Annotated in this window: 23 protein-coding genes and 1 pseudogene; 3 read left to right on the forward strand and 21 right to left on the reverse strand. The window is 46.1% G+C overall.

Annotated features, from left to right (window positions below):
• Positions 1-70 precede the first annotated feature (70 nt).
• The 7 genes from CP943_RS15860 to CP943_RS15895 form a co-directional block, all read right to left on the reverse strand.
• Positions 71-703 carry a TVP38/TMEM64 family protein gene (locus CP943_RS15860; RefSeq protein WP_023855476.1) on the reverse strand — a complete coding sequence of 211 codons (633 nt, stop codon included), beginning with the start codon at positions 701-703 and terminating at the stop codon, positions 71-73.
• A 38-nt stretch (positions 704-741) separates the two neighbouring features.
• Entirely contained in the window at positions 742-1,674 is a 933-nt protein-coding gene (gene dnaI, locus CP943_RS15865) for a primosomal protein DnaI (protein ID WP_020452541.1), read from the reverse strand.
• Between the two features lie 15 nt (positions 1,675-1,689).
• Positions 1,690-3,114: a replicative helicase loading/DNA remodeling protein DnaB gene (locus CP943_RS15870; protein ID WP_023855478.1), complete on the reverse strand. Its 1,425-nt coding sequence runs from the start codon at positions 3,112-3,114 to the stop codon at positions 1,690-1,692.
• A gap of 116 nt (positions 3,115-3,230) precedes the next feature.
• A complete protein-coding gene (gene nrdR / locus CP943_RS15875) occupies positions 3,231-3,689 on the reverse strand; it encodes a transcriptional regulator NrdR (RefSeq protein ID WP_020452543.1) in 459 nt (152 codons plus the stop codon).
• A 16-nt stretch (positions 3,690-3,705) separates the two neighbouring features.
• On the reverse strand, positions 3,706-4,098 hold the full coding sequence (locus tag CP943_RS15880; RefSeq protein ID WP_020452544.1) for a hypothetical protein: 393 nt from the start codon (positions 4,096-4,098) through the stop codon (positions 3,706-3,708).
• Positions 4,099-4,283: 185 nt separating this feature from the next.
• Positions 4,284-4,670: an adenosylmethionine decarboxylase gene (speD, locus tag CP943_RS15890; protein ID WP_020452545.1), complete on the reverse strand. Its 387-nt coding sequence runs from the start codon at positions 4,668-4,670 to the stop codon at positions 4,284-4,286.
• Positions 4,671-4,905: 235 nt separating this feature from the next.
• Positions 4,906-5,928 carry a glyceraldehyde-3-phosphate dehydrogenase gene (locus CP943_RS15895; RefSeq protein ID WP_020452546.1) on the reverse strand — a complete coding sequence of 341 codons (1,023 nt, stop codon included), beginning with the start codon at positions 5,926-5,928 and terminating at the stop codon, positions 4,906-4,908.
• A gap of 517 nt (positions 5,929-6,445) precedes the next feature.
• On the opposite strand from CP943_RS15895, the gene CP943_RS15900 reads away from it, so the two are divergent.
• Positions 6,446-7,666: a pectate lyase family protein gene (locus CP943_RS15900; RefSeq protein WP_234026580.1), complete on the forward strand. Its 1,221-nt coding sequence runs from the start codon at positions 6,446-6,448 to the stop codon at positions 7,664-7,666.
• 25 nt (positions 7,667-7,691) lie between these two features.
• Here the strand turns inward: CP943_RS15900 and coaE are convergent, their stop codons facing one another.
• The 9 genes from coaE to citZ form a co-directional block, all read right to left on the reverse strand.
• The gene (gene coaE, locus CP943_RS15905; RefSeq protein ID WP_035338188.1) at positions 7,692-8,297 is read right to left on the reverse strand and encodes a dephospho-CoA kinase; all 606 of its coding nucleotides are present in this window, start codon (positions 8,295-8,297) and stop codon (positions 7,692-7,694) included.
• A 17-nt stretch (positions 8,298-8,314) separates the two neighbouring features.
• Complete coding sequence (gene ytaF, locus CP943_RS15910) at positions 8,315-8,947, reverse strand: sporulation membrane protein YtaF (RefSeq protein ID WP_009329359.1); 633 nt, start codon at positions 8,945-8,947, stop codon at positions 8,315-8,317.
• A 220-nt stretch (positions 8,948-9,167) separates the two neighbouring features.
• Positions 9,168-9,995 carry a DNA-formamidopyrimidine glycosylase gene (mutM, locus tag CP943_RS15915; protein WP_023855481.1) on the reverse strand — a complete coding sequence of 276 codons (828 nt, stop codon included), beginning with the start codon at positions 9,993-9,995 and terminating at the stop codon, positions 9,168-9,170.
• A gap of 18 nt (positions 9,996-10,013) precedes the next feature.
• Positions 10,014-12,653 (reverse strand): DNA polymerase I, encoded by a 2,640-nt coding sequence (gene polA, locus CP943_RS15920; RefSeq protein ID WP_020452550.1) that lies wholly within the window; start codon positions 12,651-12,653, stop codon positions 10,014-10,016.
• Positions 12,654-12,908: 255 nt separating this feature from the next.
• Entirely contained in the window at positions 12,909-14,654 is a 1,746-nt protein-coding gene (pnpS, locus tag CP943_RS15925) for a two-component system histidine kinase PnpS (protein ID WP_035338186.1), read from the reverse strand.
• A complete protein-coding gene (locus tag CP943_RS15930; protein WP_020452552.1) occupies positions 14,647-15,369 on the reverse strand; it encodes a response regulator transcription factor in 723 nt (240 codons plus the stop codon). Before CP943_RS15930 ends, pnpS begins: the two co-directional genes overlap by 8 nt.
• Positions 15,370-15,698: 329 nt before the next feature.
• On the reverse strand, positions 15,699-16,637 hold the full coding sequence (gene mdh, locus CP943_RS15935) for a malate dehydrogenase (protein WP_020452553.1): 939 nt from the start codon (positions 16,635-16,637) through the stop codon (positions 15,699-15,701).
• A 47-nt stretch (positions 16,638-16,684) separates the two neighbouring features.
• Positions 16,685-17,956 carry an NADP-dependent isocitrate dehydrogenase gene (gene icd, locus CP943_RS15940; RefSeq protein WP_023855485.1) on the reverse strand — a complete coding sequence of 424 codons (1,272 nt, stop codon included), beginning with the start codon at positions 17,954-17,956 and terminating at the stop codon, positions 16,685-16,687.
• A gap of 166 nt (positions 17,957-18,122) precedes the next feature.
• Positions 18,123-19,241 carry a citrate synthase gene (gene citZ, locus CP943_RS15945; RefSeq protein WP_020452555.1) on the reverse strand — a complete coding sequence of 373 codons (1,119 nt, stop codon included), beginning with the start codon at positions 19,239-19,241 and terminating at the stop codon, positions 18,123-18,125.
• A gap of 626 nt (positions 19,242-19,867) precedes the next feature.
• Between citZ and bglS the strand changes: the two genes are divergently transcribed.
• A complete protein-coding gene (gene bglS, locus CP943_RS15955) occupies positions 19,868-20,599 on the forward strand; it encodes a beta-glucanase (RefSeq protein ID WP_023855487.1) in 732 nt (243 codons plus the stop codon).
• Positions 20,600-20,855: 256 nt separating this feature from the next.
• Here bglS and CP943_RS15960 read toward each other — a convergent pair.
• Positions 20,856-21,003, reverse strand: a pseudogene (locus CP943_RS15960) (transporter); the annotation flags it as partial.
• A 266-nt stretch (positions 21,004-21,269) separates the two neighbouring features.
• On the reverse strand, positions 21,270-21,734 hold the full coding sequence (locus CP943_RS15965; RefSeq protein ID WP_020452557.1) for a DUF441 domain-containing protein: 465 nt from the start codon (positions 21,732-21,734) through the stop codon (positions 21,270-21,272).
• Between the two features lie 101 nt (positions 21,735-21,835).
• Between CP943_RS15965 and ytvI the strand changes: the two genes are divergently transcribed.
• A complete protein-coding gene (gene ytvI / locus CP943_RS15970; RefSeq protein ID WP_020452558.1) occupies positions 21,836-22,951 on the forward strand; it encodes a sporulation integral membrane protein YtvI in 1,116 nt (371 codons plus the stop codon).
• A 42-nt stretch (positions 22,952-22,993) separates the two neighbouring features.
• On the opposite strand, the gene CP943_RS15975 is transcribed toward ytvI, so the two are convergent.
• From CP943_RS15975 to pfkA, 3 genes are all read right to left on the reverse strand, one after another.
• Positions 22,994-23,380 (reverse strand): FxsA family protein, encoded by a 387-nt coding sequence (locus CP943_RS15975; RefSeq protein ID WP_020452559.1) that lies wholly within the window; start codon positions 23,378-23,380, stop codon positions 22,994-22,996.
• A 106-nt stretch (positions 23,381-23,486) separates the two neighbouring features.
• Positions 23,487-25,244, reverse strand: a complete 1,758-nt coding sequence (gene pyk, locus CP943_RS15980) for a pyruvate kinase (RefSeq protein ID WP_020452560.1) — start codon at positions 25,242-25,244, stop codon at positions 23,487-23,489.
• Positions 25,245-25,268: 24 nt separating this feature from the next.
• Positions 25,269-26,228, reverse strand: coding sequence for a 6-phosphofructokinase (pfkA, locus tag CP943_RS15985; protein WP_020452561.1), 960 nt, complete (start codon positions 26,226-26,228; stop codon positions 25,269-25,271).
• Positions 26,229-26,375 lie beyond the last annotated feature (147 nt).

Here is a 26,375-nt window from a genome sequence, read left to right on the forward strand (position 1 = left end):
CCCCCTAACAACATCTGATACATGTATATGGGGGTGACAAATAAAATAGACGTAAAAAAAGGATGAGCCCTTAATCGAGGAGCGCCTGCACTTTTTTTCTGAACAAAAGAGGCACGGTAATGAATATCAAGTAAATTGCCGCTGCAGCTGCAATTGCTATGATGTCGCCGGTCAAGAGGCTTGACCCGAGCACATTTAAAATAACGGTGCCCGGAATGATGCCCGCAGCCGTCGCCAGGGCAAACGACAGGGGCTTCACTTTTGACACGCCTGCCGCATAGCTAACCGCGTCAAAATGAATCGGCGCGAGCCTCAAGAGCAGAATGCAGAAAAAGCCGTTTTTCCGCAAAAGCGTCCGCAGGCTGTCAAGCTTCAGCGGCATGTGCTGAAGGTTTCCGCCGAGCCTGTATGCAACAGCGAATGACAAAAATGCACCGCCCGCCGCACCGATAAAAGAATACAAAGAGCCAAACAGCGGACCGAATGCGAGGCCCCCGCTGACGGCGAAAACGGAAGCAGGTAGCAGCAAAAACGGCCGGATCATCAATAATCCGATATAGATGAGCGGGGCGAAAATCCCGAAGGATAAGACGCCTTCTCTTATATGAGCGGGGCTCAGATTCAGATATTTCGCATTCAACCATAGTCCGGCCGCCGCGATTACGGCGATAACCGTCCATTTGGCCAAGGTTCTTTTTTGCATCTTCTTCATCTCCGTAATTGAAGCTCGGGATCATGTGATTACTGACGCCGGTTTTTCCCGTCCAGCCGGACAGGCGTCGCTAAATACAGCACCCTCTCCATCAGCCTTGCCGCTTTCACCTCTTCTTTTTCGCCCCTTTGCGAATAGGTGAAATGGTGTTTCAGTTCATCAGGGTCAAAGTTGGAAGAGAAAAACGTCGGCAGCTGATGAGACATTCTGTGCTGAAGGATGGCGCCAAGCACCTCATCCCTCACCCAGCTTGACATGGACTCCGCACCGATATCATCGAGCATTAGAATCGGCGTAGACTTGACCATCTCAAGCTTTTCTTCAAGCGACTGATCGTGTATCGCATTTTTCAGTTCCCTGACAAATTCGGGGACATAGACGAGAATGGATGGATGGTCCTTTGCCGCAAGCTCGTTGGCGATGGCGGCCAGCATAAAGGTTTTTCCGACCCCGAACTTCCCGTAGACGTAGATGCCTTTTCCCTTTCCCGTTTCGTTATAGTCATGCAAAAAGCCCGTCACAAGCTGAAGGACCTTTAATCTGCTCGGATCATCTCCGTCAATATCGGCAAACGTAGCATTCAAGAGATCCTGTTGAATATAGATGCTTTTAATCAGCGACCGCTGTCTTTCCCTCTCGTCCGCTGCCTTTTTTTCCGGACACCTGTCATATTGAACATCGATCGTTTTTCCGTTCATCACAAGCTTTGGATGATAACCTTGAATCAGGTTTTTGCACTCTTTCAGACTCGGGCAGTCTTGGCATGCTTTGCTTTGCTGTGTAAATTCATAAAGCTTGTTTAGGCTCCTGTCGATCATTCCTTGATCCACTTCTGACTGACGGCTGTTTAAAAACTCCTGAACATCCTTGTCAGAGAGCACTTTTTCTTTCATATCTTCAAGGCGTTTTTGAAAATCGGGTCTCGTTGTCACGCCTTGCAAAGCGCGTTTAATCGGCTCCATCATCTTCACCTCACATTAAAGAGCGGAATGGTTTTTCAGTTTTTTTATTTCTTCGAGCAGCTTCTGCTTCTGTTGGTCAAAGCCTTCTCTCGTTACGGAACCGGCCGGCTCTGTTTCGAGCGGTTTGCTGTCGGCTTCGTCACTTTCCCGAAGCCAGTCAGGCAGCTTTTCTTCCCTGATGACTTTCTTGTTCCGGGAAGGCTTTTTCTTCCCTTCCGCCCATTCAAGATATTGGCGGTTTTCTTCTTTCGCAAGCTTCATGGCCTCTCTAACCGTGCGAACGTTTTTTCTGGCCCAGTGAGAAGCTATTTTTTGGGTGTAATTTTTCGAAAGCTTCATATCGGTTTTCAGCATGACATAATAAATCAGAACATTGATGACGCCGGGCTCTAATTTTTGGTCAAGCATTATTTCTTCTATAATTTTCAGATCGGCTTTGGATGGTTCCGCTCCGCCGCCGATATCCTGCAGCAGCTTTTTCGGCGATACCTGCTCAAGCAAAGCAATCAAATTGTCTTCCTTGGCATTCGTTGACGACTGTTGATTCGGCTGTTCGCGGAGATTCATCGGCTGCACTTTGTCGACGAGTTCCGGAAGCGGGCCGCTGCGCTCGATCTGATACCAGTCGCTCGCCGCTTTTCTGAGCGCTTCTGTCGTGATCGTATCGTGCTCATCAACGGCTGACATGACGACGTTTTGCATCTGAAGCGGTTCGATCCCGTAGAGAAAGGCGAGCTTTTTAATCGTTTCCTTCACTTGGTCTGACAGCGCTTTTCTCGGAATAAGCGTGTCGGATAAACCGGCGAGAAACAGTTGAAAGTCAAAGGCGTCGTCTGTGACCGCCGCCGGTTTGCCATTCCCTTCTTTCATCCATTCACGATCTTCGCGAAGCTCCATCGCTTCGATCATATCGTCAGACATCTTCCATTCGCTCGGCTGGACAGATGCAAAAACTTCGTTGAAAGAACGGGTGATATCCCGTGCTTCTTCGGGAACAGACGGGTGGGAAAAGTATTCTTTCAGCTGCTGAAACCTCGCTTTTCCGACGCGGTTGTACAAGAAGACATTCAGCATGCCGTCCTGAAAGAACTCATCCGGTCTGAGCGGCGGAATCAATTCATATATAAACAAACGCTCGTCTTCCGTTTCTTTCATATAAGTTTTCAACAGTCCGATTCCCTCAAGCTTTTCCTTCTCTGAGTGAATCGTCTTCAGGTTGGTCTGCATCGCCGCCATCAGCTGTCTGTGAGTCGAGCTTTTCCCCCAGACTCTGTTTTGCTCCAGTTCCCCCCACAGCGTGAGAAACAAGCTGAATGAAAAAGAGCCGATTAGTGGCTGATACAATAGCGTGACAATTTGCCGGTCCAAGTCCTGAAGCAATCCGCAGCTTTTGACAACGTACGGATCGACAGGAAGCAAGTCTTTCCAATAATTACTCATATCTTTTGTCAACCTTCCACTTTGTTTCTTGTCCTCATTTTACACCTTTTTCAGGCCTTCATGTCACACGACCGTGGTTTTATCATGAGAAAAGAGCTGGATTAATTTACAGCTCTTTACCGTTCTTTCTTTATTAAGTCTTTCAGCTCGTCGATAAATACGTTAATATCTTTAAATTGGCGGTATACTGAAGCAAACCGGACGTATGCGACTTCGTCGATTTTCGCAAGCCGGTCCATCACCATTTCTCCGATCATATCGCTTTTCACTTCAGCAACGCCTTGATTTCTAAGCTCTTTTTCAATTTCAAAGCAAATATCCTCAAGTTGCTTTAAGGCGACAGGGCGTTTTTCGCACGCTTTGATCAAACCGCGGAGCATCTTCTCGCGGCTGAATTCTTCCCGGATTCCTTCTTTTTTTACGACGATGAGCGGAATTTCTTCCACTTTTTCAAATGTAGTAAATCGATAGTTGCATGATTCGCATTCGCGTCTTCTGCGAATCGATCTGCCTTCGTCAACGGGACGGGAGTCCAAAACCCTCGTCCCGTTATGCTGACATGCTGGACATTTCATTTTTTCAGCTCCCTATTCAATTGTTTGAATGTACAGATTTCTGCAGCTTTCCGTCCAGTTCGCTGTATAGCGTCGAGACAAGCCCGCGGCTGTAGCCAAAATCGGTCGGCAAAAACGTTTCCGTTGACACATTAAAATCCACCGCTGTATCAAAAGGGCGAATCGACACGACTGTCGCCACCACAAAAGCTTTTCTCGTTTTTTTCACCTCGGCGCTGATTTCTCCTCTTTCTTCCGACACCGATGTCACCTTACAGCCGTCAAGGCCTTCCAGCACTTCCTTTACAGCATTGAGCGCTTCTTTTGACGCCGCTTTATAATAGCGGCTCTTCAGCTTGTCCGAAGGATGGCGGTCAGACGTTTCGGCGTGTGTAGAAAAAAACCGGTGAATGTTTTGAAAAAGACTCATATCCCCTGTCCCCTTTGTCTTTCTTCTCTATATTTTATTAAAAAAATGGTTGATTTCCAAGGGAAAACAAATTAGGGCAAGAGAATGCCGGGGAGAATATGTTTCGGGGATTGTCGTGAGAGGAAAGAAAAAGGAGCGGATTTTAAAAGCGGTGTCCGCTTTTTCATCCAGCTCCTCTATCGGCATTAAAGTGCCTGTGCTTTGGCGTTGGCCTGTTTCACCTGAACAGGTCCCATGCCTCTCGGTATTTCAATGTTCTCTCTTGTTTCTGCTCTTAATTCTTCTGCGATATAATCGGCAGCTACGTTCGGATCTAAATCTCCGCAAGTATAAACATCAATGCTGGCATATCCGTGTTCAGGAAAACTGTGAATGGTCAAGTGAGATTCAGAAATGATCACAACCCCGCTTACACCTTGAGGTGCAAACTTATGAAAGGCTACCTCACGTACCTCAGCACCTGACTTCAGTGCCGCATTTACAAACGTTTTTTCAATAAAATCCATGTCATTCAGCTTATCAAAATCGCATCCCCACAGTTCGGAGATAACGTGACGCCCCATTGTTTCCATAGCATGGACCCCCCTTAACAAGAATTAGAAAAGTGAATTTCCAAGCAACTGAACCGGTCATTTACCACGGGGGAAAGTTAGTCCGGAGAGGTCCTAACCCTTTAAGTAATGCCGAAGCGCTCACGAACTAGAAGTTCACGAAAAATAGTATACTTTGTTTGAATATTTTTTGCAAGGCGGTTTTATCATTTGATGGTTAAGGGGTATTTATTTTTTATCCGTCCATGCTCTTATTTTATACAGCCGAAGGGTGTTTCATTCTTGAAGCCACGTATCTGATTAAATCGACAACCCTGCACGAATATCCCCATTCGTTGTCATACCATGCGAGCACTTTCACCTTTCTGTTCTCAAGCACCATTGTTGAAAGGCTGTCGATCACCGCCGAGTATGGATTCGTATTAAAATCGGATGAGACAAGCGGTTCATCGCATACATCGAGGATCCCGGACATCGAGCCTGCCGCCGCCATTCGGAACGCTTCATTAATATCTTCTGCCGTCGCATCGCTTTTTAAATCAGCCACAAGGTCAACGAGTGACACATTTGAGACGGGAACGCGCAGGGCCAGGCCGTGCATTCTTCCTTTTAAATGCGGCATGACAAGTGACAGCGCTTTCGCGGCGCCTGTCGTTGTCGGAATGATCGAAGAACCGCAGGCGCGCGCCCTTCTCAAGTCTTTGTGCGGATTATCAATATTTTTTTGATCATTTGTAAATGCGTGAACAGTGGTCACCAGGCCGTTTTCAATGCCAAATGCATCATCAAGCACTTTTGCGACAGGAGCGAGACAATTCGTCGTACAGGAAGCGTTTGAAATAATCGTATGACGCTCCGCATCAAATTCGCGTTCATTGACGCCCATCACGATTGTGATGTCTTCATTTTTCCCCGGCGCTGTCAAAATAACTTTTTTCGCGCCGGCTTCAATATGAGCTTCCGCTTTTTCCTTCGCGTTAAATTTCCCCGTCGCTTCTACGACGATGTCGATCCCGTATTGCGCCCACGGAAGAAGTTTAGGGTCCCTCTGATTGGTCAGCATGACCTTTTTACCGTTAACGAACAGGCAATCGTCTCCAGCGTTTACATCAAGCTCATATCGGCCGTGATTTGTGTCATACTTTATTAAATGAGCGAGCGTTTCCGGAGGGTAGCTCGCATTGATCACTGCAATGTCAATCTGTTCATCAAGCATCGCTTTTCTAAACACCATTCTGCCGATCCGGCCGAATCCGTTTATCGCAACTTTCACTTTCATCAAATATGCACCCCTTATTTTATGTCATTCCACATCATGATTTATTCAAAATAAGTATAACACATTATTTTTAATTAGCCATACCATTTGTTTCTTTTACAGCAAATTTACGCGGTTTTTGTGAAACAATGAACAAAGAACTAGAAAAAATCGGCATTAAAGCATATATTTCAAATACATCTTTAGTGCTACAATTTCCAACGGCGCCAAATTTTCACACGACAGAAGGCAGTGTCTTCAAGAAAGGACAACCATGAAACTGACCAAAAACATATATTTTATCATTTCTTTTTTGGCTGCGGCCGGCATTTATTTTTTTATAGGAACAGCAGCCGCTTCCGCGGCGAACGAAGATTATCCGAAACAGATGATCAGGCTGGAAAGCTTATCAGGCATAAACATCACGCCCGCCGGGAATCAAGATAATGCACCGCTAACAGCAAAACAGATGAGCGGGGAAAAAGCAGAAAGATGGAGGCTGGATACGTCTGACGGCAAACAGTTCAAAATCAGAAATATGGATAACGGCAAAATTATCATCCCTTCCCATTACGCGTTGTCAAACAATAATCCCGCTGTAGTCTACTATGACAATTCACGAAAAGAAGAGTTGTGGAATATTATCGGGGCTGACAAAGACGGAAACGGAGACTTTATCACGTATAAAATCGTCAGTGCGCAAAACAACAGCCTTGCCCTGACACTGGACGGCAACGGAGTGAAGCTTGCCAAATATACAGGCAGCTCCGTCCAAAAGTGGAAGCTTCCAAGCGACGGTCTCGAAGGTTTCGCGGGCTATGCAAAGGAATCGAATGGCAAGCAGAAAACAGGCACAACCGGCGGCCTGTTTGGAAAAGTCGTCTATGTCAACAATCTGGGCGAACTGAAAGCCAATATTGGAGGTTCAACGCCCCGCACCATTGTCGTCTCCAGCAATATCGGCGCTTCAGCCAAAACGGTATTGACGGTGGGTGCCAATAAAACAATCATCGGCTCGTATGAAAAACATAAGCTGAACAACATTTACTTTAAAACAAAAACGGACTCAGGCAACGTGATTTTCAAAAATCTGATCATTGCACATGATGCATTCATAAATGAAAACAACGACATCCCTGTTTACATTACAGATTCGAGGAATTACTGGATTGACCATGTCACATTCCAGGGCCACAGCTATTCAGCAAACGGTCACGATCTCGACAAGCTCTTATACATCGGCGCTAAAGCCGATTACGTCACACTGTCTCACAGCACATTCACAGACCACAGGTACGGCTTGATTCTCGGCTGGCCTCAAGATGACAAGCAATACCACAGTATATATAATGGATATCCGCGGATGACAATCAGCCACAACCGCTTTGAGAATCTCTATGTCAGGGCGCCCGGGTTGATGCGTTACGGCCATTTTCATGTGAAAAACAATTATATCAACAATTACCATCTAGGCTTCACGATAACGACATTGGCCAAAATTTATTCTGAAGCCAATTACTTCGGTACGGGCAGCGAGAAAGGCATACTTGATGATTACGGAGACGGCTCATTTAAAGATGTCGGATCATATCCGGCGATAAAAGGACAGAAATCGCCTGAAACAAGCTGGAAACCTTCATCCAACTACAGCTATCGGACGATGAAGGCAGGCAATGCCAAAGCTTTTGCCGAACGGTATGCAGGTGCACAACGCACCGCGCTGTATTATGCGAATTACAGCCAGTTTAAAAACGACTAATAAAAAAGTGAGCGCAATTTCGCGCTCACTTTTCAATATTTGACCATGTATCAAGCAGCTGATGAAGCTGCCCTTCTGTATCTTTCAGACTGCCGCTGTTATCGATCACCGCGTCTGCCTTTTTCTTTTTTTCGTCAAGAGAATGCTGGGCGTGAATTCTGTTCAGCGCCTCGTCTTCAGTGAGCCGGTTTCTTTTCATCAGCCGCTCAAGCTGAAGCTCCATCGGCACCCAGACGACGATCACTTTATCTGTCAAATGTTCAAGCCCGCTTTCATATAAAAGCGGAATATCGAGAACAACAAACCGTTCACCGGCCCGGATGGCTTCGTCGCGCTGTTTGATCATCATTTTTCTCACTTCCGGATGGACGATCGCATTTAACTGCATCCTCTTTTCTTCGTTAGTAAAAACAATTTCTCCAAGTTTTCTCCGGTCGATACCGCCTGTTTCAAGCAGCACGCCTTGACCAAATGTCTCTGCGATTTTCTGATAAGCGGGCATCCCTTGTTCAACGGCCTCTTTCGCGATCACGTCCGCATCGACGACTGTGATGCCGCACTGCTGGAACATTTGCGCGACAGTACTTTTGCCGCTGGCAATCCCTCCGGTCAACCCGATGACCAATGTCAAAGGCCTGCACCTCCTTCTTACAGTTTCCAGATGCCGATCATAATCAGCAATATACCGGGAAGAAAGGTCAGTTTATCCATCCAGTTCCATTTCGATAAAAATCGCCCCGCCTGTATTCCGCAAAATACGAACAATGAGCTCATGATGCCTACCGTAATGCTCATCGGTACAGGGGAAAAGCCGAGCGCAGCCGCGCCGATCCCTGCTCCGAACGCGTCAATAGAGAGGGCGAAACCGAGAAGGAAAGCTTCTATACCGGTAATGATTCCTGATTTATCAATGTCGGCGCTTGTCGGTTTTCTTAAAATGTGTATCACGATTCCGAGCGATTTCAATTCAAGGTTGATGAGCGTTTTTTCAGAGAAGACGAGATCCTGTTCTTTCTCCGGCCTGAAAAACTGATACAGCACCCATGCGCCGATCCCCATTAATATGACGGCTCCGAGCCTTTCTGTTACGACAACGGGCAGGAATTTCGCCAAAAGGGTTCCGATCATCATGGCAATATACATCACGGCACCAGAGCAAAAAGCAATAATCAAAATCGCTTTAAATGGGATTTTCAACTTTCGCAATCCGTAAGTAAATCCGACTGAAAAACTGTCCAAGCTGACGGCAAATGCCAGCAGCAAGAAAGATGCAAACATCATATCAGGCTCTTCCTTTCTGTTGATGCGAGCAGTTAAGTCATGCAGCCTAAAGGCAGCTTTCTAGGCTTCTTATATATATGAAAGAAGAAAACCATCCGTGTGTTGTTTACCCGAAAAAGAAACATCACACCTTAAAGCTTGCTTTTAACAGCTATATGGAGCGTATGCATCGACAGCTTGAACCATGATACGGCTTGCTGTTGTCACTTTTATGCGATTGTCATTTTTTCTGGCACTTTATGCAAAAATGCGTGCCCCTTCCGCCAACGACTGTTTTTTCAATTGGAGATCCGCACTTTTTACAAGGTTCATCTTTCCGGCCGTAAACGAAAAGTTTGAGCTGGAACATGCCGATTTCACCTTGTGAATTGATGTAAGATCTGACTGTGCTTCCCCCTGCTTCAACAGCTTCCTTTAAGGTTTGAACGATCTCTTCATGAAGAAGAACCGTCTGTTTTTTTGTGAGCTTGTTCGCTGTTGTCTCGGGATGGATACCGGCTCTGAACAAAGCCTCATCGACATAAATATTGCCCAGCCCGACCACTGTCCGCTGATCGAGCAGTGCGGTTTTCACTGAGCGGTTTGTTTTCTTCAGGCGCTCTCTTAAGTAACCGGCTGTAAATTCCTCGCTGAAAGGTTCGGGACCGAGCTGCCTGAGAGGCAGCTCCGTCAGTTCTTCTCCCGGCTTAAACAAATGCATCGTGCCGAACTTTCTGACATCCCGGTAGCGCAGCTCGCTTCCGTCCGTGAACCTGAAAATGACGTGCACATGTTTATCAAGAGGTTCATCGTTTTGATGAAGCCCGTACTTTCCTTCCATTCTCAAATGGGAAACCATGACACAATCATCAAGATGAAACAACAGGAATTTTCCCCTTCTTCCGATCGACTGAATCGTCTGACCGGCCAGGAGCCTTGCGAATTCCTCAGGCTCCTCCGGACGTTTTATGATTTTTGTCCATCTGACATCAACCGCATCGATCGTTTTCCCTCTTACAAGCCCGGCAAGAGTGCGCCGGACCGTTTCGACTTCTGGTAATTCCGGCACATCATCACTTCCTTTTCTCTATTTTGCATCGTACCATGAAGGCCCTGAAGCGCAGTCCACTTTCAGCGGAACATCGAGCTCCAATGCATGTTCCATTACTTCCGGAACCAGTTTTTCAAGCACTTTGATTTCATCTTCAGGCGCTTCAAAAATCAATTCGTCGTGAACCTGCAGCAGCAGTTTGGCTTGGAGATTTTTTTCTTTCAGCTTGTCCGCCATGTCGATCATCGCTTTTTTAATGATATCTGCGGCGCTTCCCTGGATCGGCGTGTTCATTGCCGTCCGTTCGGCAAAGCTGCGCAGATTGAAATTCCGACTCGTCAATTCCGGTATATACCGCCTCCGGCTTAAAAGAGTCGTCACATAGCCCCTCTGTTTCGCTTCTTGAACGGTTTCTTCCATGTATTCTTTAACTCCCTGGAAGCTGTGGAAATAGCGCTCAATAAACGCGGCCGCTTCCTTTCTTGTAATTCCCAGGTTTTGCGACAAGCCGTAGTCGCTGATTCCGTAGACGATTCCGAAATTGACGGCTTTCGCCTGCCTCCTCATCGCAGGGGTGACTTCTTCTTCTGATACATGAAAAACATCCATCGCCGTTTTCGTGTGAACGTCCATATCGTTCGTGAACGCTTCAATCAAATTTTTATCCTTTGAAATGTGGGCGAGAACCCTCAATTCGATTTGGGAGTAATCCGCAGCGAATATGAGCCAGCCTTTTTGCGAAGGGACAAACGCCTGCCGGATTTTGCGGCCTTCCTCAAGACGGATCGGTATATTTTGCAGATTGGGATCGGTTGAGCTGAGCCTTCCCGTCTGTGTTAAAGCTTGATTAAAGCGGGTATGCACTTTATGGCTGTCTTTTTTGATTACTTTTAAAAGTCCTTCGACGTATGTGGACTGGAGCTTGCCGATCTGTCTGTAGTGCAGAATATCTTCGATAATGACGTGTTTGTCGCGCAGTTTTTCAAGCACATCGGCTGAAGTCGAATAGCCCGTTTTTGTTTTTTTGACGGCAGGCAGCCCGAGTTTTTCAAACAAAATCACACCGAGCTGCTTTGGTGAATTGATATTGAACGTTTCACCTGCTGACTCGTGGATTTTCTTCTCGTATTCCGCTAATTTGGCGGACAGTTCTTCCCCCATTTTTTTCAATCTGTCGACATCGACTTGGACACCGATCGATTCCATCTCACCGAGAATGTGGGCGAGGGGCATTTCGAGCGCTTCAAACAGATCGAGCTGCTCGTTTTTCTCCAATTCATCAAGGAGCTTTTCGCGGAGCAGCGATATCGCCTTCGCTTTTCTGGCTAAATGGTCGGCAAGCTCCTTCTCATCCGGCACCGCCTGTTTCGCGCCTTTTCCGTAGACCGCTTCATCTGCCGCGACAATGTGTAATTGGTGTTCTTTCGCAACGCTTGCAACATCGTCGTAAGAGTGTCCCGGATTGATGATATAGGCCGCAAGGAGAACGTCAAATTCTGCGCCTTTCAGTTCGATGCCCCGCCAGCGCAAAGCGACCGCCGCGCGTTTTGCATCAAACACCCATTTCTTTTTCGACTCGTCTTCGGCCCACTCTTTAAAACGGTCCGACTGAACGGCTGTCTCTTCCGGGATGAAGAAAGCGCCATGTTCGTTGACGATCGAAAAACCGAGGATCGGCGCCTCATGATAATTGTCGCCGAGCTGTTCGACAACGAGTGAAGCCGGTGACGCAAACAAATCATCCGTGATGTCTGTTTTGATCGTGACGTTGATCTCTTCAAACTGTTCTTCTTCTTTTTCTCCCGGCTCTTCGCCAATCCTTTCGAGCAAAGAGTTAAAACCGAGATCTTTAAAAATCTTGACGACCGCTTCCCTGTCAAAACCTTCGTATCCGAGGGAATCGAGGGTGACTTCAAGCGGCGCTTCTGTCGTAATTGTCGCAAGCTCTTTGCTCATCAATGCCTGTTCTTTAAATTCTTCAAGCTTTTCTTTCAGTTTTTTTCCGCTGACTTCGTCTATTGACGACAGCAGCTCCTCTACTGTATGGAACTGTTTCAAAAGCTTGATCGCCGTCTTTTCGCCGACGCCCGGCACACCTGGAATGTTGTCTGATGAGTCTCCCATCAGCCCTTTCATGTCAATGATTTGTTCAGGTGTAAGTCCGTACTTTTCCCGGACATGTTCCGGCGTATAGTATTCAACATCTGTAATGCCCTTTTTCGTGATGGCGACCGTCGTTCCTTCTGTAGCCAGCTGTGTCAGGTCTTTGTCGCCTGAAAAAATCTTCACTTCAAATCCGTCTTTTTCCGCTGACTTGGCAAGGGTGCCGATAATATCATCGGCCTCGTAGTTTTCAAGCTCATACCTTGAGATTTGATAGGCGTCGAGGAGCTCGCGGATAAACGGCAGCTGTTCGGACAGCTCGGGCGGCGTTTTTTGTCTGCCGCCTTTATATTCTTTAAACGTTTTATGTCTGAATGTCGTTTTCCCCGCATCAAAAGCAACGAGCATGTGGGTCGGTTTTTCTTCTTCAAGCATCTTCATTAAGATCGTGGTAAAACCGTACACAGCGTTTGTATGTATCCCTTTTTCATTGCTGAGAAGAGGCAGAGCGAAAAACGCGCGGTAAGCCAGGCTGTTTCCGTCAACCAATACTAGTTTTTTTCTTTCAGTCATCTTTATCCTCCTAAGGAGCCGATTCGTCAGCTTCCATTCAACTTCGTGATCATATTTGCTTATTTTATTTTAGCAAAGTTCATTTTGAAAGGAAAATGAGAGTGATTTCGCAGAAAAATAAAAAAAGGGACGCGCTGTTGATCGCGTCCGTCCATATGGCTCCTTGGATGAAGGGGTTCACTAATGATCCTATCAGCCAAGTTTTAACCATATATATAAAAGTTGTTAAGCCTTTGTAAAGTTTGCTAAATGAAGCTACTCGGATGCGCGTTTTAAGCGGACCGTGAATTCGGTGCCTTTCCCCCGCTCGCTTTCGACGTCGATTTCACCGTCGTGGGCTTCGACTAAATGCTTGACGATCGCAAGGCCGAGACCGGTTCCTCCTGAATTTCTGCTCCTGTCTTTATCGATCCGGTAGAAGCGTTCGAATATTCTCGGGATTTCGGACCGCTTGATCCCGATGCCCGTATCCTTCACTTTGACTTGCACTGCATTTTCCAGTACATCAGCCGAAATCGTTACGTTTCCATCTTCAGGCGTATATGTGAGGGCATTGTTCACCAAATTTAAAAAGATCTGCTTTAGTCTGTGCGGATCCCCAGAAGCAACGGCTGGCATCTCCGGCTTTTCCAGGGTCAAGGTGATTCCTTTTTCCTCCGCTTTATTCTTCAAAAGCATCTCAATTTCAGCGAGGATTTCACCAATATTGCAATTTTGAATATTCAAGGTGAAGTTCTGCTGTTCGATTTTCGACAGATCCAACAGGTCCTGGATCAACGTTTGCAGACGGCTGCTCTCTTTTAAGATGATCGATAGAAATTGCAGCAGCGTCTCCCTTTCGTTCATCGCTCCGTCTAAAAGCGTCTCGGTGAACCCTTTGATCGATGTAATCGGCGTTTTCAGCTCATGGGAGACATTGGCGACAAAGTCCTTCCTCATTTCTTCAAGCTGCTTTCTTTCCGTCATATCATGGAACACGAGAACGATGCCTTTCCACTCATCATTGATGCCGATAATTGGAACTCCGTCGACTTCAAAATACCTTCTTTCAATTTTGATCGGCAGTTTAAACATTTTGCGGACCTTTGTTTCCGTCATAAAAATTTCTTCGATGAGATTAATGATTTCTTCGTGTTCGAGCACTTCGTGATAGAAATGGTAAAGAAGCTGATCGGCTTCTACGTGAAATTGCTTTTGATAAGCGCGGTTCACAAGGTGAATATAACCCTTTCCATCGATTAAGATCAGACCGGAGTCGATATTTTCGATGACGGTTTGCAGACGGTCGCGCTGCATTTCCTGTGCTCTTGTCATGTCCTGCAGGTTCTGCGCCAGCATATTGATGGACTGGCTTAGCATCGTTTCATCTTCGTTGAAAGTTCTTGCTTTATAGTTTCCTTTGGCAAGCTCAATCGCTACTTGTGTCGCAGACTCAATCGGATTCGTATATTGAGAGGTTATTCTCGCCCCAAGCCCGGCGATGATTAAAAAGGCCGTTCCAAGGCTCACGCCGAGGAGAATCCAGATCTTTTGATTGATATCTTGCAATGAATCGACAGGAGTGCTGATCAGAATATATCCATTCACATTCCCGTCTTCTTTCAGCGGCTGCACGTAACGGTAAACGGACTCGTCATCTGGATTGATTCTGAAGCCTCCTCCTTCACCGTTTAAATCCGACTCAAGCGCTTCTTTGATAACGGATTGATCTTCTGCACGGCTCCCAAAATGAAAAAGAACCTGACCTTTTGTATCAACCAGCGATACATGACTGTCCAGTTCACGGCTTGCCTTCTCTAAAATGGCTCCTTGCTCCGAAGACTTCATGTTTTCACGATTTGCCAATGAAGCGACCAAAGCGGCTTCTTTTTCAATATGGCTGCTCAGTTTGGCATCGTATGAGGAGTGAAACAAGTGAACGAGCAGAAAACCGAGTGAAGCAAATACGAGAATCAAAAGCGTCAGCAGGGCAGCTAAAAGCCGGGTCCGGAATTTAATCATTCAGCTTCGGCTCCTCCATTTTGTAGCCAAGACCTCTGATTGTTTTAATGTATTCCGGTTTTTTCGTATTTTTTTCGATCTTATCGCGAAGATGGCTGATATGGACATCGACGATGCGCGTATCGCCCGCGAAGTCGTAGTTCCAGACAGCGTTGAGGAGAAGGTCTCTCGTCAGCACCCTCCCTTTATGCCTTCCCAAATATAAAAGGAGTTCGAATTCCTTAGGCGTTAGCTCGAGGCGTTCGTTTTGAAAGTAAACCTCATAATGTTCTGGCAGTATTTTCAATTCGCCTATGATCAGCTCGCCTGCATCCGGTTCTTCCGTCTCCTCCGGATGAACGGACAGCGTCTGTGTTCTTCTTAAAATCGCTTTGACCCTTGCCGTCACCTCTCTCGGGCTGAACGGCTTCGTCATATAGTCATCGGCACCCAGCTCGAGACCGAGCACCTTATCAAATTCATCATCCTTAGCGGTCAGCATCAAAATCGGATACATCAGCTTCTTCTGTCTGAGTTCCTTGCATACTTCAATGCCGTCCATTTTAGGAAGCATCAGATCGAGCACGATCAGATCCGGCTTCTCTTCAATCGCCTTTAATAAGCCGGCCTCTCCGTCCATGGCCGTCACCACATGATAGCCCGACCGTTCAAGGTTATATTTTAGAAGGGTAACAATCGATTCCTCATCATCTACAACTAATATCTTTTTGCTCATGACATGCCTCCAGGCTTCAGATTTCCCCGACATCTCTTTCTCTATCTTTTGTTAAATAAACGTTTTCACTCCTATTTTAACGAAAGCCTATCCGTTCGACAATTTGATTTTTCAGTGTTTTGCATAAAATCTCTCTTTTTCGGCAATAAACCGCTGTTTTAAGCGATGGAATGCTTCCAGAAAAAAGAATGAAAATGTCCGGGCAGATGATTATGATTAGGTATATGCTGACAGCCCGTGTTTATGTCTTGATTTTCATATGGTTTTATGTAAAAAAAGATCGCATTCAAAAACAGGAAGGCTTGTATAAAGCCTTCCTGCTGTTTTCATTATGATAATACTTTCATGACGTTTTTGACTGATTCAACGGATCGATCAAGCTGACTTCTTTCTGTTTCAGTCAGTTCAAGTTCAATGATCTGTTCAAGACCGTTTCCGCCGATAATCGTCGGAACGCCGAGGTAAATGCCTTCATAGCCGTATTCGCCTTCAAGGTAGGCAATAGTCGGCAGCACGCGGCGCTGGTCTTTTAAGATTGCTTCAACCATTTCTGTCAGGGAAGCGGCAGGCGCATAATACGCACTTCCGTTTCCTAACAGGTTGACAATTTCTCCCCCGCCTTTTCTCGTTCTTTCAACAATCGCATCGATCCGGTCTTTCGGAAGAAGCGTTTCAAGCGGAATGCCGCCTGCATAAGAGTAGCGAACGAGCGGAACCATATCGTCCCCGTGTCCGCCCAGTACAAAACCTGTAATGTCTTTGACGGAAAGGTTGAGCTCCTGAGCGACAAACGTTCTGAATCTTGCCGTATCCAAAACTCCCGACTGGCCGATGACCCGCTCTTTCGGGAAGCCCGATTCTTTATAGACGGCGTATGTCATCGCATCCACAGGGTTTGTCAGAACGACGATGATACAATCAGGTGAGTATTTAACAACTTCCTTCGTTACGCTCCTCATGATCTTTTCATTTGTAGCCACGAGGTCGTCCCGGCTCATTCCCGGCTTTCTTGCGATTCCCGCCGTGATGACGACGATATCTGAGCCGGCCGTATCTTCGTAGTTTGCCGTTCCTGTAATATTCGCGTCAAATCCTTGGACAGGGCTCGCTTCCAGCATATCGAGCGCTTTCCCTTTTGTAGGGTTTTCAAGCTGCGGAATGTCGACTAGCACGACGTCAGCCAATTCTTTTTGAGCCGTTAAAAACGCAGTTGTTGCACCTGTAAAGCCCGCTCCGATGACAGATACTTTATTTCGCTTCTTTCCCATGTTTTCTACCCCTTTTAATTGTTGTTGTTTTACCCCAAAACAGCCGTTTAAGACATATTTTTGATAAGCTCATCACCGAATTCAGAGCATTTAACTTCAGTCGCGCCGTCCATCAAACGAGCGAAATCGTATGTGACGACTTTGGATGCGATTGTTTTCTCCATAGATTTAATCACAAGGTCGGCAGCTTCATTCCAGCCCAAATGCTCAAGAAGCAGCACGCCGGATAGGATGACTGAAGACGGGTTTACTTTGTCTAGGCCAGCATATTTTGGAGCTGTACCATGTGTCGCTTCAAAGATGGCGTGTCCTGTCTCATAGTTGATGTTTGCTCCAGGAGCGATGCCGATTCCGCCGACTTGGGCAGCAAGCGCATCTGAAATGTAGTCCCCGTTCAGGTTCATTGTCGCCACAACATCAAACTCGGCAGGGCGGGTCAGGATCTGCTGAAGGAAGATGTCAGCGATGCTGTCTTTGATGATGATTTTGCCGGCCGCTTCAGCTTCGCTTTGCGCTTTGTTTGCAGCGTCTTTGCCGTCTTTTTCAGCGATGCGGTCGTATTCGGCCCATGTGAATACTTTATCGCCGAATTCTTTTTCAGCCACTTCATAGCCCCAGTTTTTAAAGGCGCCTTCCGTGAATTTCATGATGTTTCCTTTATGGACGAGCGTTACAGATTTGCGGCCGTGCTCGATTGCATACTCGATCGCAGCTCTGACAAGCCTTGACGTTCCTTCTTCAGAAACCGGCTTGATACCGATGCCTGATGTTTCAGGGAAACGGATTTTGTTAACGCCAAGCTCGTTTTTCAGGAATGAAATCAGCTTTTGAACTTCTTCAGAGCCTTTCGCGTATTCGATGCCGGCATAGATATCTTCAGTATTTTCGCGGAAGATGACCATATCCGTATCTTCAGGGCGCTTAACCGGTGAAGGAACGCCTGTGAAATAGCGGACAGGACGCAGGCATGTAAACAGGTCAAGCTCTTGTCTTAGCGCTACGTTTAATGAGCGGATTCCGCCGCCTACAGGAGTTGTTAAAGGACCTTTAATCGCGATCAGGTATTCGCGGATCGTATCAAGCGTTTCTTCAGGAAGCCATTCGCCTGTTTTGTTGTACGCTTTTTCCCCGGCGTAGACTTCTTTCCAAGTGATTTCCTTTTCGCCGTTATACGCTTTCTCCACAGCCGCTTCAAGAACCCTTGAAGCCGCTCTCCAAATATCAGGACCTGTTCCGTCCCCTTCAATAAACGGGATAACCGGGTTGTTTGGAACGTTTAATACTCCGCCGGAGACTGTAATTTTTTCGCCTTGTGCCACAATAAAACCTCCCATAATATGTAATTCTTCAATATAGAAAAACATTTGTTTCCCCCGTTTGGCGGGGGACAAACATGTTTTTTCATAGATTCATGAAATCGTTGTTTCCTAAGAAAGCCGTTAAGAGGCCGGCCGAACAAAGCTCGAACAGCCTCCTTTCAAACGGTCAGCTTCTGTCTTCAATCGGAATGAACGTCTGCATGTCAGGGCCGGTGTAATCAGCCCGCGGACGAATCAGTCGGTTATTTTCATACTGTTCGAGAATGTGAGCGAGCCAGCCTGATACCCTGCTGATCGCAAAAATCGGCGTGAACAGATCATGGTCGATTCCTAAGCTATGATAAACCGACGCAGAATAAAAGTCTACGTTTGGCGGCAGCTTTTTCTGAGACGTGACGATTTCCTCAGTCCGCTCTGAAATCTCATACCATTTGCTTTCACCCGTTAAATTCGTCAAACGTCTGCTCATTTCCTTCAAATGTTTTGCGCGGGGATCGCCCTGGCGGTATACGCGGTGGCCGAACCCCATGATCTTTTCTTTCTTTTCAAGCTTGGCGTGAATATATGAATCTACGTTTTCAACCTCGCCAATCTCTGAAAGCATTTTCATAACTGCTTCGTTTGCTCCGCCGTGAAGCGGACCTTTCAAGGCCCCGATTGCGGCCGTGATCCCTGAGTAGACGTCTGAAAGCGTCGCGACGCATACTCTGGCTGTGAACGTAGATGCGTTCAGCTCATGATCCGCATGCAGAATCAAGGCTTTGTCAAACGCTTCCACTTCAACAGGTGAAGGTTCTTTTCCATTCAGCATGTAGAGAAAGTTGGCGGCAAAACCGAGTTCCGGATTCGGCTCAATCGGCTCGAGCCCTTTGCGGATTCTTGAAAAAGCAGCGACAAGCGCAGGCATCTTCGCTTGGAGACGCACCGCTTTTCTGTAGTTTGCTTCCGCATCCATTTGATCTGCTTCTTCGTCAAACAGTCCGAGTAAAGAAACGGCTGTCCGAAGAGCTGCCATCGGGTGGACTTTTCCATTCGAGTAGGATTTGAAATGGTCAATCACTTCTTTGGGGATACCGGCATTTTCAGAAAGCTGTTTTTTAAGCTCTGCGAGCTCCTCTTTGTTCGGCAGCTTTAAATGCCAAAGCAGATAAACAACTTCTTCAAAGCTAGCTTTTTCTGTCAAATCATCGATGTTATACCCTACATATGTAAGAGTATCATCAATAATTGAACTTACTGATGATGTAGTGGCGACTACCCCTTCAAGGCCGCGTGTTGCTGTCATACTCATCTCTCCCTTTTTTTAAAAATTTCCCCTTTTAAAATTAAACCAAAACCTAGGAGCAAAAACAACGCATGTTGTATACATCTTCTTCAACCCAAAAAGAAAATGCTTACATTAAATCGTTTTTCAAATAAAACAATCGTGCGTTTCTATATACCGTTCGATACTCCGATATGCTTAATAAAGATTAAGCATATTTATATTATAAACAATAATCTGATAAATTTGTAGGTTTTTGATCAAAAATGCTTTCAAAGCCTTATAAATCAAGGGTTCGTAGTTATTTATTATCAATCGACAGCTTTGTAGAATCATGTATTCTTCTGTATCTATTTGAGGGAGGTTTTGGGAAGGGATTTTTATTAAAAGTGGACAGACGTATTCCTCCAGTTCTTTCATACTAATCGGTTTATGATTTTCACCTATAATAAATTTATAAACAAAAGAAAAAGAGATAAAATCTTTTACTTGTTACTTTACAGCAAATCCCCTTCATCCGTTTTAAAACAAACGGGGGGAGTTTTTATGAATGAAAAGTTATTATCATTATTTTGACTGATGTTCCCTTTTAAAAGAATCAGGTATGATCGATAAAGAAAACGTTTTCAAAGAAAGGGGAATGCCACATGCCTTATCGTATGAAACGAGTGTTGCTGCTTCTTGTCACCGGATTGTTTTTGAGTTTGTCTGCAGTCACTTCTACTGCCTCGGCTCAAGCAGGCGGATCGTTTTTTGACCCTTTTAACAGCTATAACTCCGGTGTATGGCAGAAAGCAAATGGTTATTCGAATGGAGGTGTGTTCAACTGCACTTGGCGTGCAAATAACGTATCAATGACATCATTAGGTGAAATGCGTTTGGGGCTAACAAGTCCATCTTATAACAAGTTTGACTGCGGGGAAAATCGCTCTGTTCAAACATATGGATATGGACTTTATGAAGTCAGAATGAAACCAGCTAAAAACGTAGGGATCGTTTCATCGTTCTTCACTTACACAGGTCCAACGGATGGAACTCCTTGGGATGAGATTGATATCGAATTTTTAGGAAAAGACACAACAAAGGTTCAGTTTAACTACTATACGAATGGTGTAGGAAACCATGAGAAGCTTGTGGATCTCGGATTTGATGCATCCAATTCCTATCATACGTATGCGTTCGATTGGCAGCCAAACTCGATTAAATGGTATGTCGATGGGCAATTAAAACATACCGCGACGAGCCAAATTCCGACTACGCCAGGAAAGATCATGATGAACTTGTGGAATGGTATTGGTGTCGATGACTGGCTCGGTTCCTACAACGGTGTAACACCTCTATACGCTCATTACGACTGGGTGCGTTATACAAAAAAATAATGTCAAAAATGATAAGAGCCTGCAGCCTCAACCTAAGCAGGCTCTTATGATTGTAATGAGAAGTTGTTGGCATGATTAGTCTTTTATACAATCTTATCGAGATGATGACAGCCCTCTTTCTGGGTTTGCTTTTTTTGCTTCTTTAGTTCTCTTTCTTTTGTGAAAATGACATCTTCATATCCTTCAATTTTTTGATGGTTTCTTCAATTTCTTTCTGTTTTCTAGCAATTTTTCTCTTTCGTTCACTAAAATCACTTGCTGCCGTCCGCGCCGCAATCATATCCGACGTCTCAGTTAGCAGAAAAAATAAACTCTCCGGCACTGAACAGAACTCCCAATTCGACAGCCATCATAATAAAGGATGCGATAACTGATGCAAGCGTTTCAGCCCGAAAGAGACGATAGATCATTTTTTCTTTTTATCCAAGCTTACCTGCTGAAGACTCCACAAATAAAAACCCACAAATTCGAAATAAACGGTCATATTTCCCCACACAGGTTTTTGACAAACTGAGCCCTCTTTTATAGAGGGCCTTATTTTTTTGCACCAGCTGACTTCTATTTACAAATTTTCAGGAGTTTTAACTGCGTTATGTATGTTTATTTTTAGTTGCGAACGTTTTTTTAAAACTAAAAAACCCCCTGAAACAGGGGGAGCTGGCCCGCATTTCTAAGATGTAAAATGCTGGACGGCCTGCATGACAAGATAGGCGATCCCGGCACCGATGAGCGGGCCGACGGCAACACCTTTGAATAAAGCGACCGCTAAAATCGTTCCAAATACAAGAGCGGTGGTGATATGCGGGTCTTCCGCGAGCAATGTGATCCCGTTTTTGGCGATCAATGCTACGAGAATACCCGCCCCGAGTGCGATCCATGCGTAATATGATTTCATCGCTTCGCCAAGCTGTTTAAAGCCGATCTCTCCAGTGGCAATCGGCACAAGGACCGCTATTGTAATAACGGTAACTCCCCAGTTAATCCCTTTGGATTGGATGGCCGGAAACAGCTTTTGATCGAGGCCGGTCAGCTTGATCAAAAGCAGGACGGATACCGCGATGATCAACGACTGATTTTTCGCGATTAATGCGATGGCCAAAAGCAGGATCAAAAATAAATTAGCTTGAGTAAACATGCTGTATTCAACTCCATTTTTTTATGACCTTTCTCATAATAACAGGACTCAAGAATAAAATGAAATAAGGACATGCTTTCTAATATCAGGAGGATGCAGAATTGAATCAATCCTATCTCACAGCTGCGCTTCGGGCAGTGTATGTGCTGTTTTTGACCGCTGCTTGCGGAGCGGTCGGCTACTACTCTTTTCCGTTAACCTATCCTTTTGTGATTGCGCTTATTCTCGCCATCATGATCAACCCTTTTGTGGAATGGCTCGATAAGCGGACCGGGCTCCCGAGAGGCGTTAATGTCGGCATCGTGCTATGCGGCTTTTTGATCGCCGGAGCCGGCTTTTTGACCCTGGTCGTTGCCGAGATTGTCTCTGGAACGGCTCATTTGGCTAAAATACTCCCCGTCCAGTTTAATAAAGCCGCTCTTTATATCGAATCTTTTTTTACGAATCAAATCATGCCGCTGTATAATCAGCTTGCCGCTTTTTTTGACGGGCTCGAAGCCGCCCAGCAGGAATCGATCATTACACAGGTCCAAAATTTGGGCAGTGAACTCGCATCAGGCACCGCTTTGTTTCTTTCAAAAATTCTTGAGATGGTGCCCCTCTTTTTCGCCTTTCTGCCGAATATGGCGGCCGTGCTGATCTTTTCGCTCCTAGCCACTTTTTTTATCAGCAAAGATTTGCATAAAATACAAAACAAGGCGCGGTCTGTTCTTCCTGATCGGCTGATCTCGGGTGCAGCGGCTGTCTATGCGGAATTGAAAAGAGCGCTGGCAGGCTTTGTGAAGGCCCAGCTTACCCTTGTGGCGATGACGATGGTGCTGGTGTTGATCGGGCTTTCTGTGTTGAAGGTTAATCATGCTGTCGCCATCGCTTTTCTCATCGGGCTGGTCGACCTGCTGCCGTATTTGGGAGCGGGGTCTGTATTTGTGCCGTGGATCGTCTATTTAGCAGCATCCAAGCAGCTGCCGCTCGCGATCGGCCTCGGAGTCCTGTACATCGTCGTGCTCGTCTTCAGGCAGCTGGCCGAACCGAAGATTTTGAGCCGGTCAATCGGACTTCACCCTTTGGGAACATTGATCGCGCTGTTTGCCGGTTTCAAATTGTTTGGCTTTCTCGGATTGATCATGGGTCCCGCCCTTCTCGTTCTCATTCAGGCTCTCTTTACAACAGGTATTTTTAAAGACGTATGGCAGTTTATTAAAGGAAATGAAAAATAAGCGGCAGCCTGCTTTTTCCAATGCGGGCCGCCGCTTATCGGGTTATTTGATGATGTTAATCCGCCTGCCTTCAGACATCCTCTTCAGCTTGCGGGATATGAACGGTTTGAAACGGCTGCGCGTTGCCGGCAGCAGCAGCAGTAAACCGATGATATCCGATAAAAAGCCGGGCAGCAAAAGCAGCATGCCGCCTATGAAAATACAAAGCCCGTCCAAAATCGCATCCCCAGGCATTTTTCCGTACTGAAGATCGCGCTGAACTTTGTAGTAAACTTCGATTCCTTGTTTTTTGGCGAGAGCGGCCCCGAGAAATCCCGTCAAGATGATCAGCAAAACGGTCGGCAAGACACCGATCCAATTAGCGGACAAGAGGAACAGACCGATTTCACTCGCTGGAAAAATGACGAGAAATAATAAGAAAAACTTCATTGTCTTCACCTCATAATTCTAATATGGAAGCGAACGGCCGCCCTGTTTTGCTTGTGCCGCCTGCAAAAAAAGAAGGGAAAAGCTTCCCTTCTTCTTCAATAAGCGATTAAAGTACGCTTGCACGTCCTTTGTAAACAGCTCCGCGGGCGGAGTCGACCGTAATGTCTTCTCCCTCTTTGAGAATGGAAGTCGCATTTTCCATTCCGACGATGACAGGGATGCCGAGGCTCAAGCCTACGACTGCCGCGTGGCTGGTTAAACCGCCTTCTTCAGTAATCAGCGCAGCCGCTTTTTCAAGGGACGCCATCATGTCACGATCCGTGCTTTTTGTAACCAAAACGGCGCCATCTTTCATTTTTTTATCCGCTTCTTGTGCATTTTGAGCGATGACCACTTCACCAAACGCGGATTTGCGTCCGATTCCCTGGCCTTTTGCGACCACGTCTCCGACAACATACACTTTCATCAAGTTTGTTGTGCCGGCTTCACCGACAGCTCCGGCCGTGATAACGATCAAGTCGCCGTGGCGTACGATGCCTGTGTCGAGAGATTTTTGCACTGCTTTTTCAAGCATTTCGTCAGTGGAGCTGTGGTTTTGTCCGCTTGTTGCGAAAACACCGAAGACTAGAGACAGTTTTCTTGAAACCGCATCATTTACCGTAACTGCGACAATCGGCGCCTGCGGGCGATATTTGGAAATCATTCTCGCCGTATGACCGCTTTCTGTCGGTGTGACGATGGCATTCACGTCAAGGTTGATTGCCGTATGCGCCACAGACTGGCCGATGGCATCTGTAATTGACATGCTGACTTGCTTGCTTCGTGCAGAAAGGATCTTTTTATGGTTGAGCGCTTCTTCTGAACGGGAAGCGATATTGTGCATCGTCTGAACGGCTTCAACAGGGTAATTTCCCGCAGCAGTTTCACCTGAAAGCATAATCGCGTCAGTTCCGTCAAAGATCGCATTGGCAACGTCGCTCGCTTCCGCGCGTGTCGGACGCGGATTGCGCTGCATGCTGTCGAGCATTTGGGTAGCCGTGATAACAGGCTTGCCAAGCGCATTGCATTTTTTGATCAGTTCTTTTTGAACGAGCGGCACTTCTTCAGCAGGGATTTCAACACCAAGGTCTCCACGTGCGACCATCAGACCGTCTGATACTTCAAGAATGGCATCGATGTTGTCAACGCCTTCCTGGTTTTCGATTTTTGGAATGATTTGAATATCTGCCGCATTGTGCTCTTCAAGAAGTTCGCGGATTTCAAGAACATCCGACGGACGGCGCACAAAAGATGCCGCGATAAAATCAACACCCTGCTCGATACCGAACACAATGTCGTTAGCGTCTTTTTCCGTAATTCCCGGAAGATTGACGCTGACGCCCGGCACATTCACGCCTTTTTTGTTTTTCAGCGTTCCGCTGTTCATTACTTTCGTGACGATTTCACGCTTGTCCTTGTTGACATCTGTGACTTCAAGTCCGATCAGTCCATCGTCAAGCAAAATCGTTGAACCAATTGATACATCGTGAATCAACCCATCATATGTAACTGAGATTTTTTCAGGCGTACCGATGACTTCTTCCATTGACACGATCAGCTGAGAACCCGCTTCCAGTTCGATTGAACCGCCTTCCATTGTGTGCGTGCGGATTTCCGGACCTTTCGTATCAAGAAGGATACCGATATCTTTTCCCAGCTTGCCGGCTGCTTCGCGAATGTTTTTAATTCTTGCGCCGTGCTCTTCGAAATCTCCATGGGAAAAGTTCAAGCGCGCCACGTTCATTCCGGCTTCCATCAGCTGGGTGAGCTTTTCAACAGTTTCGCTGGCCGGCCCAATTGTACAAACTATTTTAGTCTTTCTCATATTGCTTCCTCCTCGGGTTTTACACTAGATTGACAGTTCTTGAGACAAGCGGTACATGCTTTGATCAATTGTATGTTTATGATCGAGTATTTCAATGATATCATGATGCACAAGCTGGTTATTTTGAATTCCGACACAGCGTCCGCCTTTTCCTTCAAGAAGCAGTTCAACCGCAAATGCCCCTAGACGGCTTGCCAATACACGGTCTGCTGCAGTCGGAGAACCGCCGCGCTGGATATGTCCAAGCACCGATACTCTAGTTTCGAGATTTGTGGCTTCTTCAATTCTTTTGCCGAATTCAACGCCGCTTCCGACGCCTTCCGCCACAATGATGATGCTGTGTTTTTTGCCGCGCTCATGCCCTCTTTTCAGCCTCGCAATAATTTCTTCCATATCGTAGTCAGCTTCAGGGATCAAAATGGATTCCGCGCCTCCTGCCAAACCTGACCATAAAGCAATGTCCCCGGCATGGCGGCCCATTACTTCAATCACGTATGTACGTTCGTGGGATGTAGCTGTATCCCTGATTTTATCGATGGCATCGATAACGGTATTTAACGCCGTATCAAATCCGATCGTCAAATCTGTTCCAGGGATGTCATTGTCGATTGTTCCCGGCACTCCGACACAAGGAAAACCGTGTTCTGTCAGCTTTTTCGCTCCCATATAAGAACCGTCTCCGCCAATGACGACTAATCCTTCTATACCATATTTTTTTAAATTCGCTATTCCTTTTTCCCGTCCTTCTACCGTTTTAAACTCAGGACACCTTGCTGTATATAGCTTCGTTCCTCCGCGGTGAATGATATCTCCGACAGAACCGATTTCAAGCTTTTCTATTTTTCCGCTGATTAAACCTGAATACCCGTTGTAAATTCCGTATACTTCTACGTCATGGTAGATCGCTTTCCTGACAACCGCGCGGACCGCCGCGTTCATTCCCGGGGAATCTCCGCCGCTCGTCAATACTCCGATACGTTTCATCTTTTTCACCTCGAAAACATATATAATTTACCTTAACACGTTCATTGCCGCTAAAACAATGAAAAAGGGATGAAAATTTTCCGAAAATCCCTATAAAACCTTACTCATTATACAATTAAACAAAAAGTTTTTAAATAAATTTTAAGC

Source organism: Bacillus paralicheniformis (assembly GCF_002993925.1).
Lineage (GTDB): Bacteria > Bacillota > Bacilli > Bacillales > Bacillaceae > Bacillus > Bacillus paralicheniformis.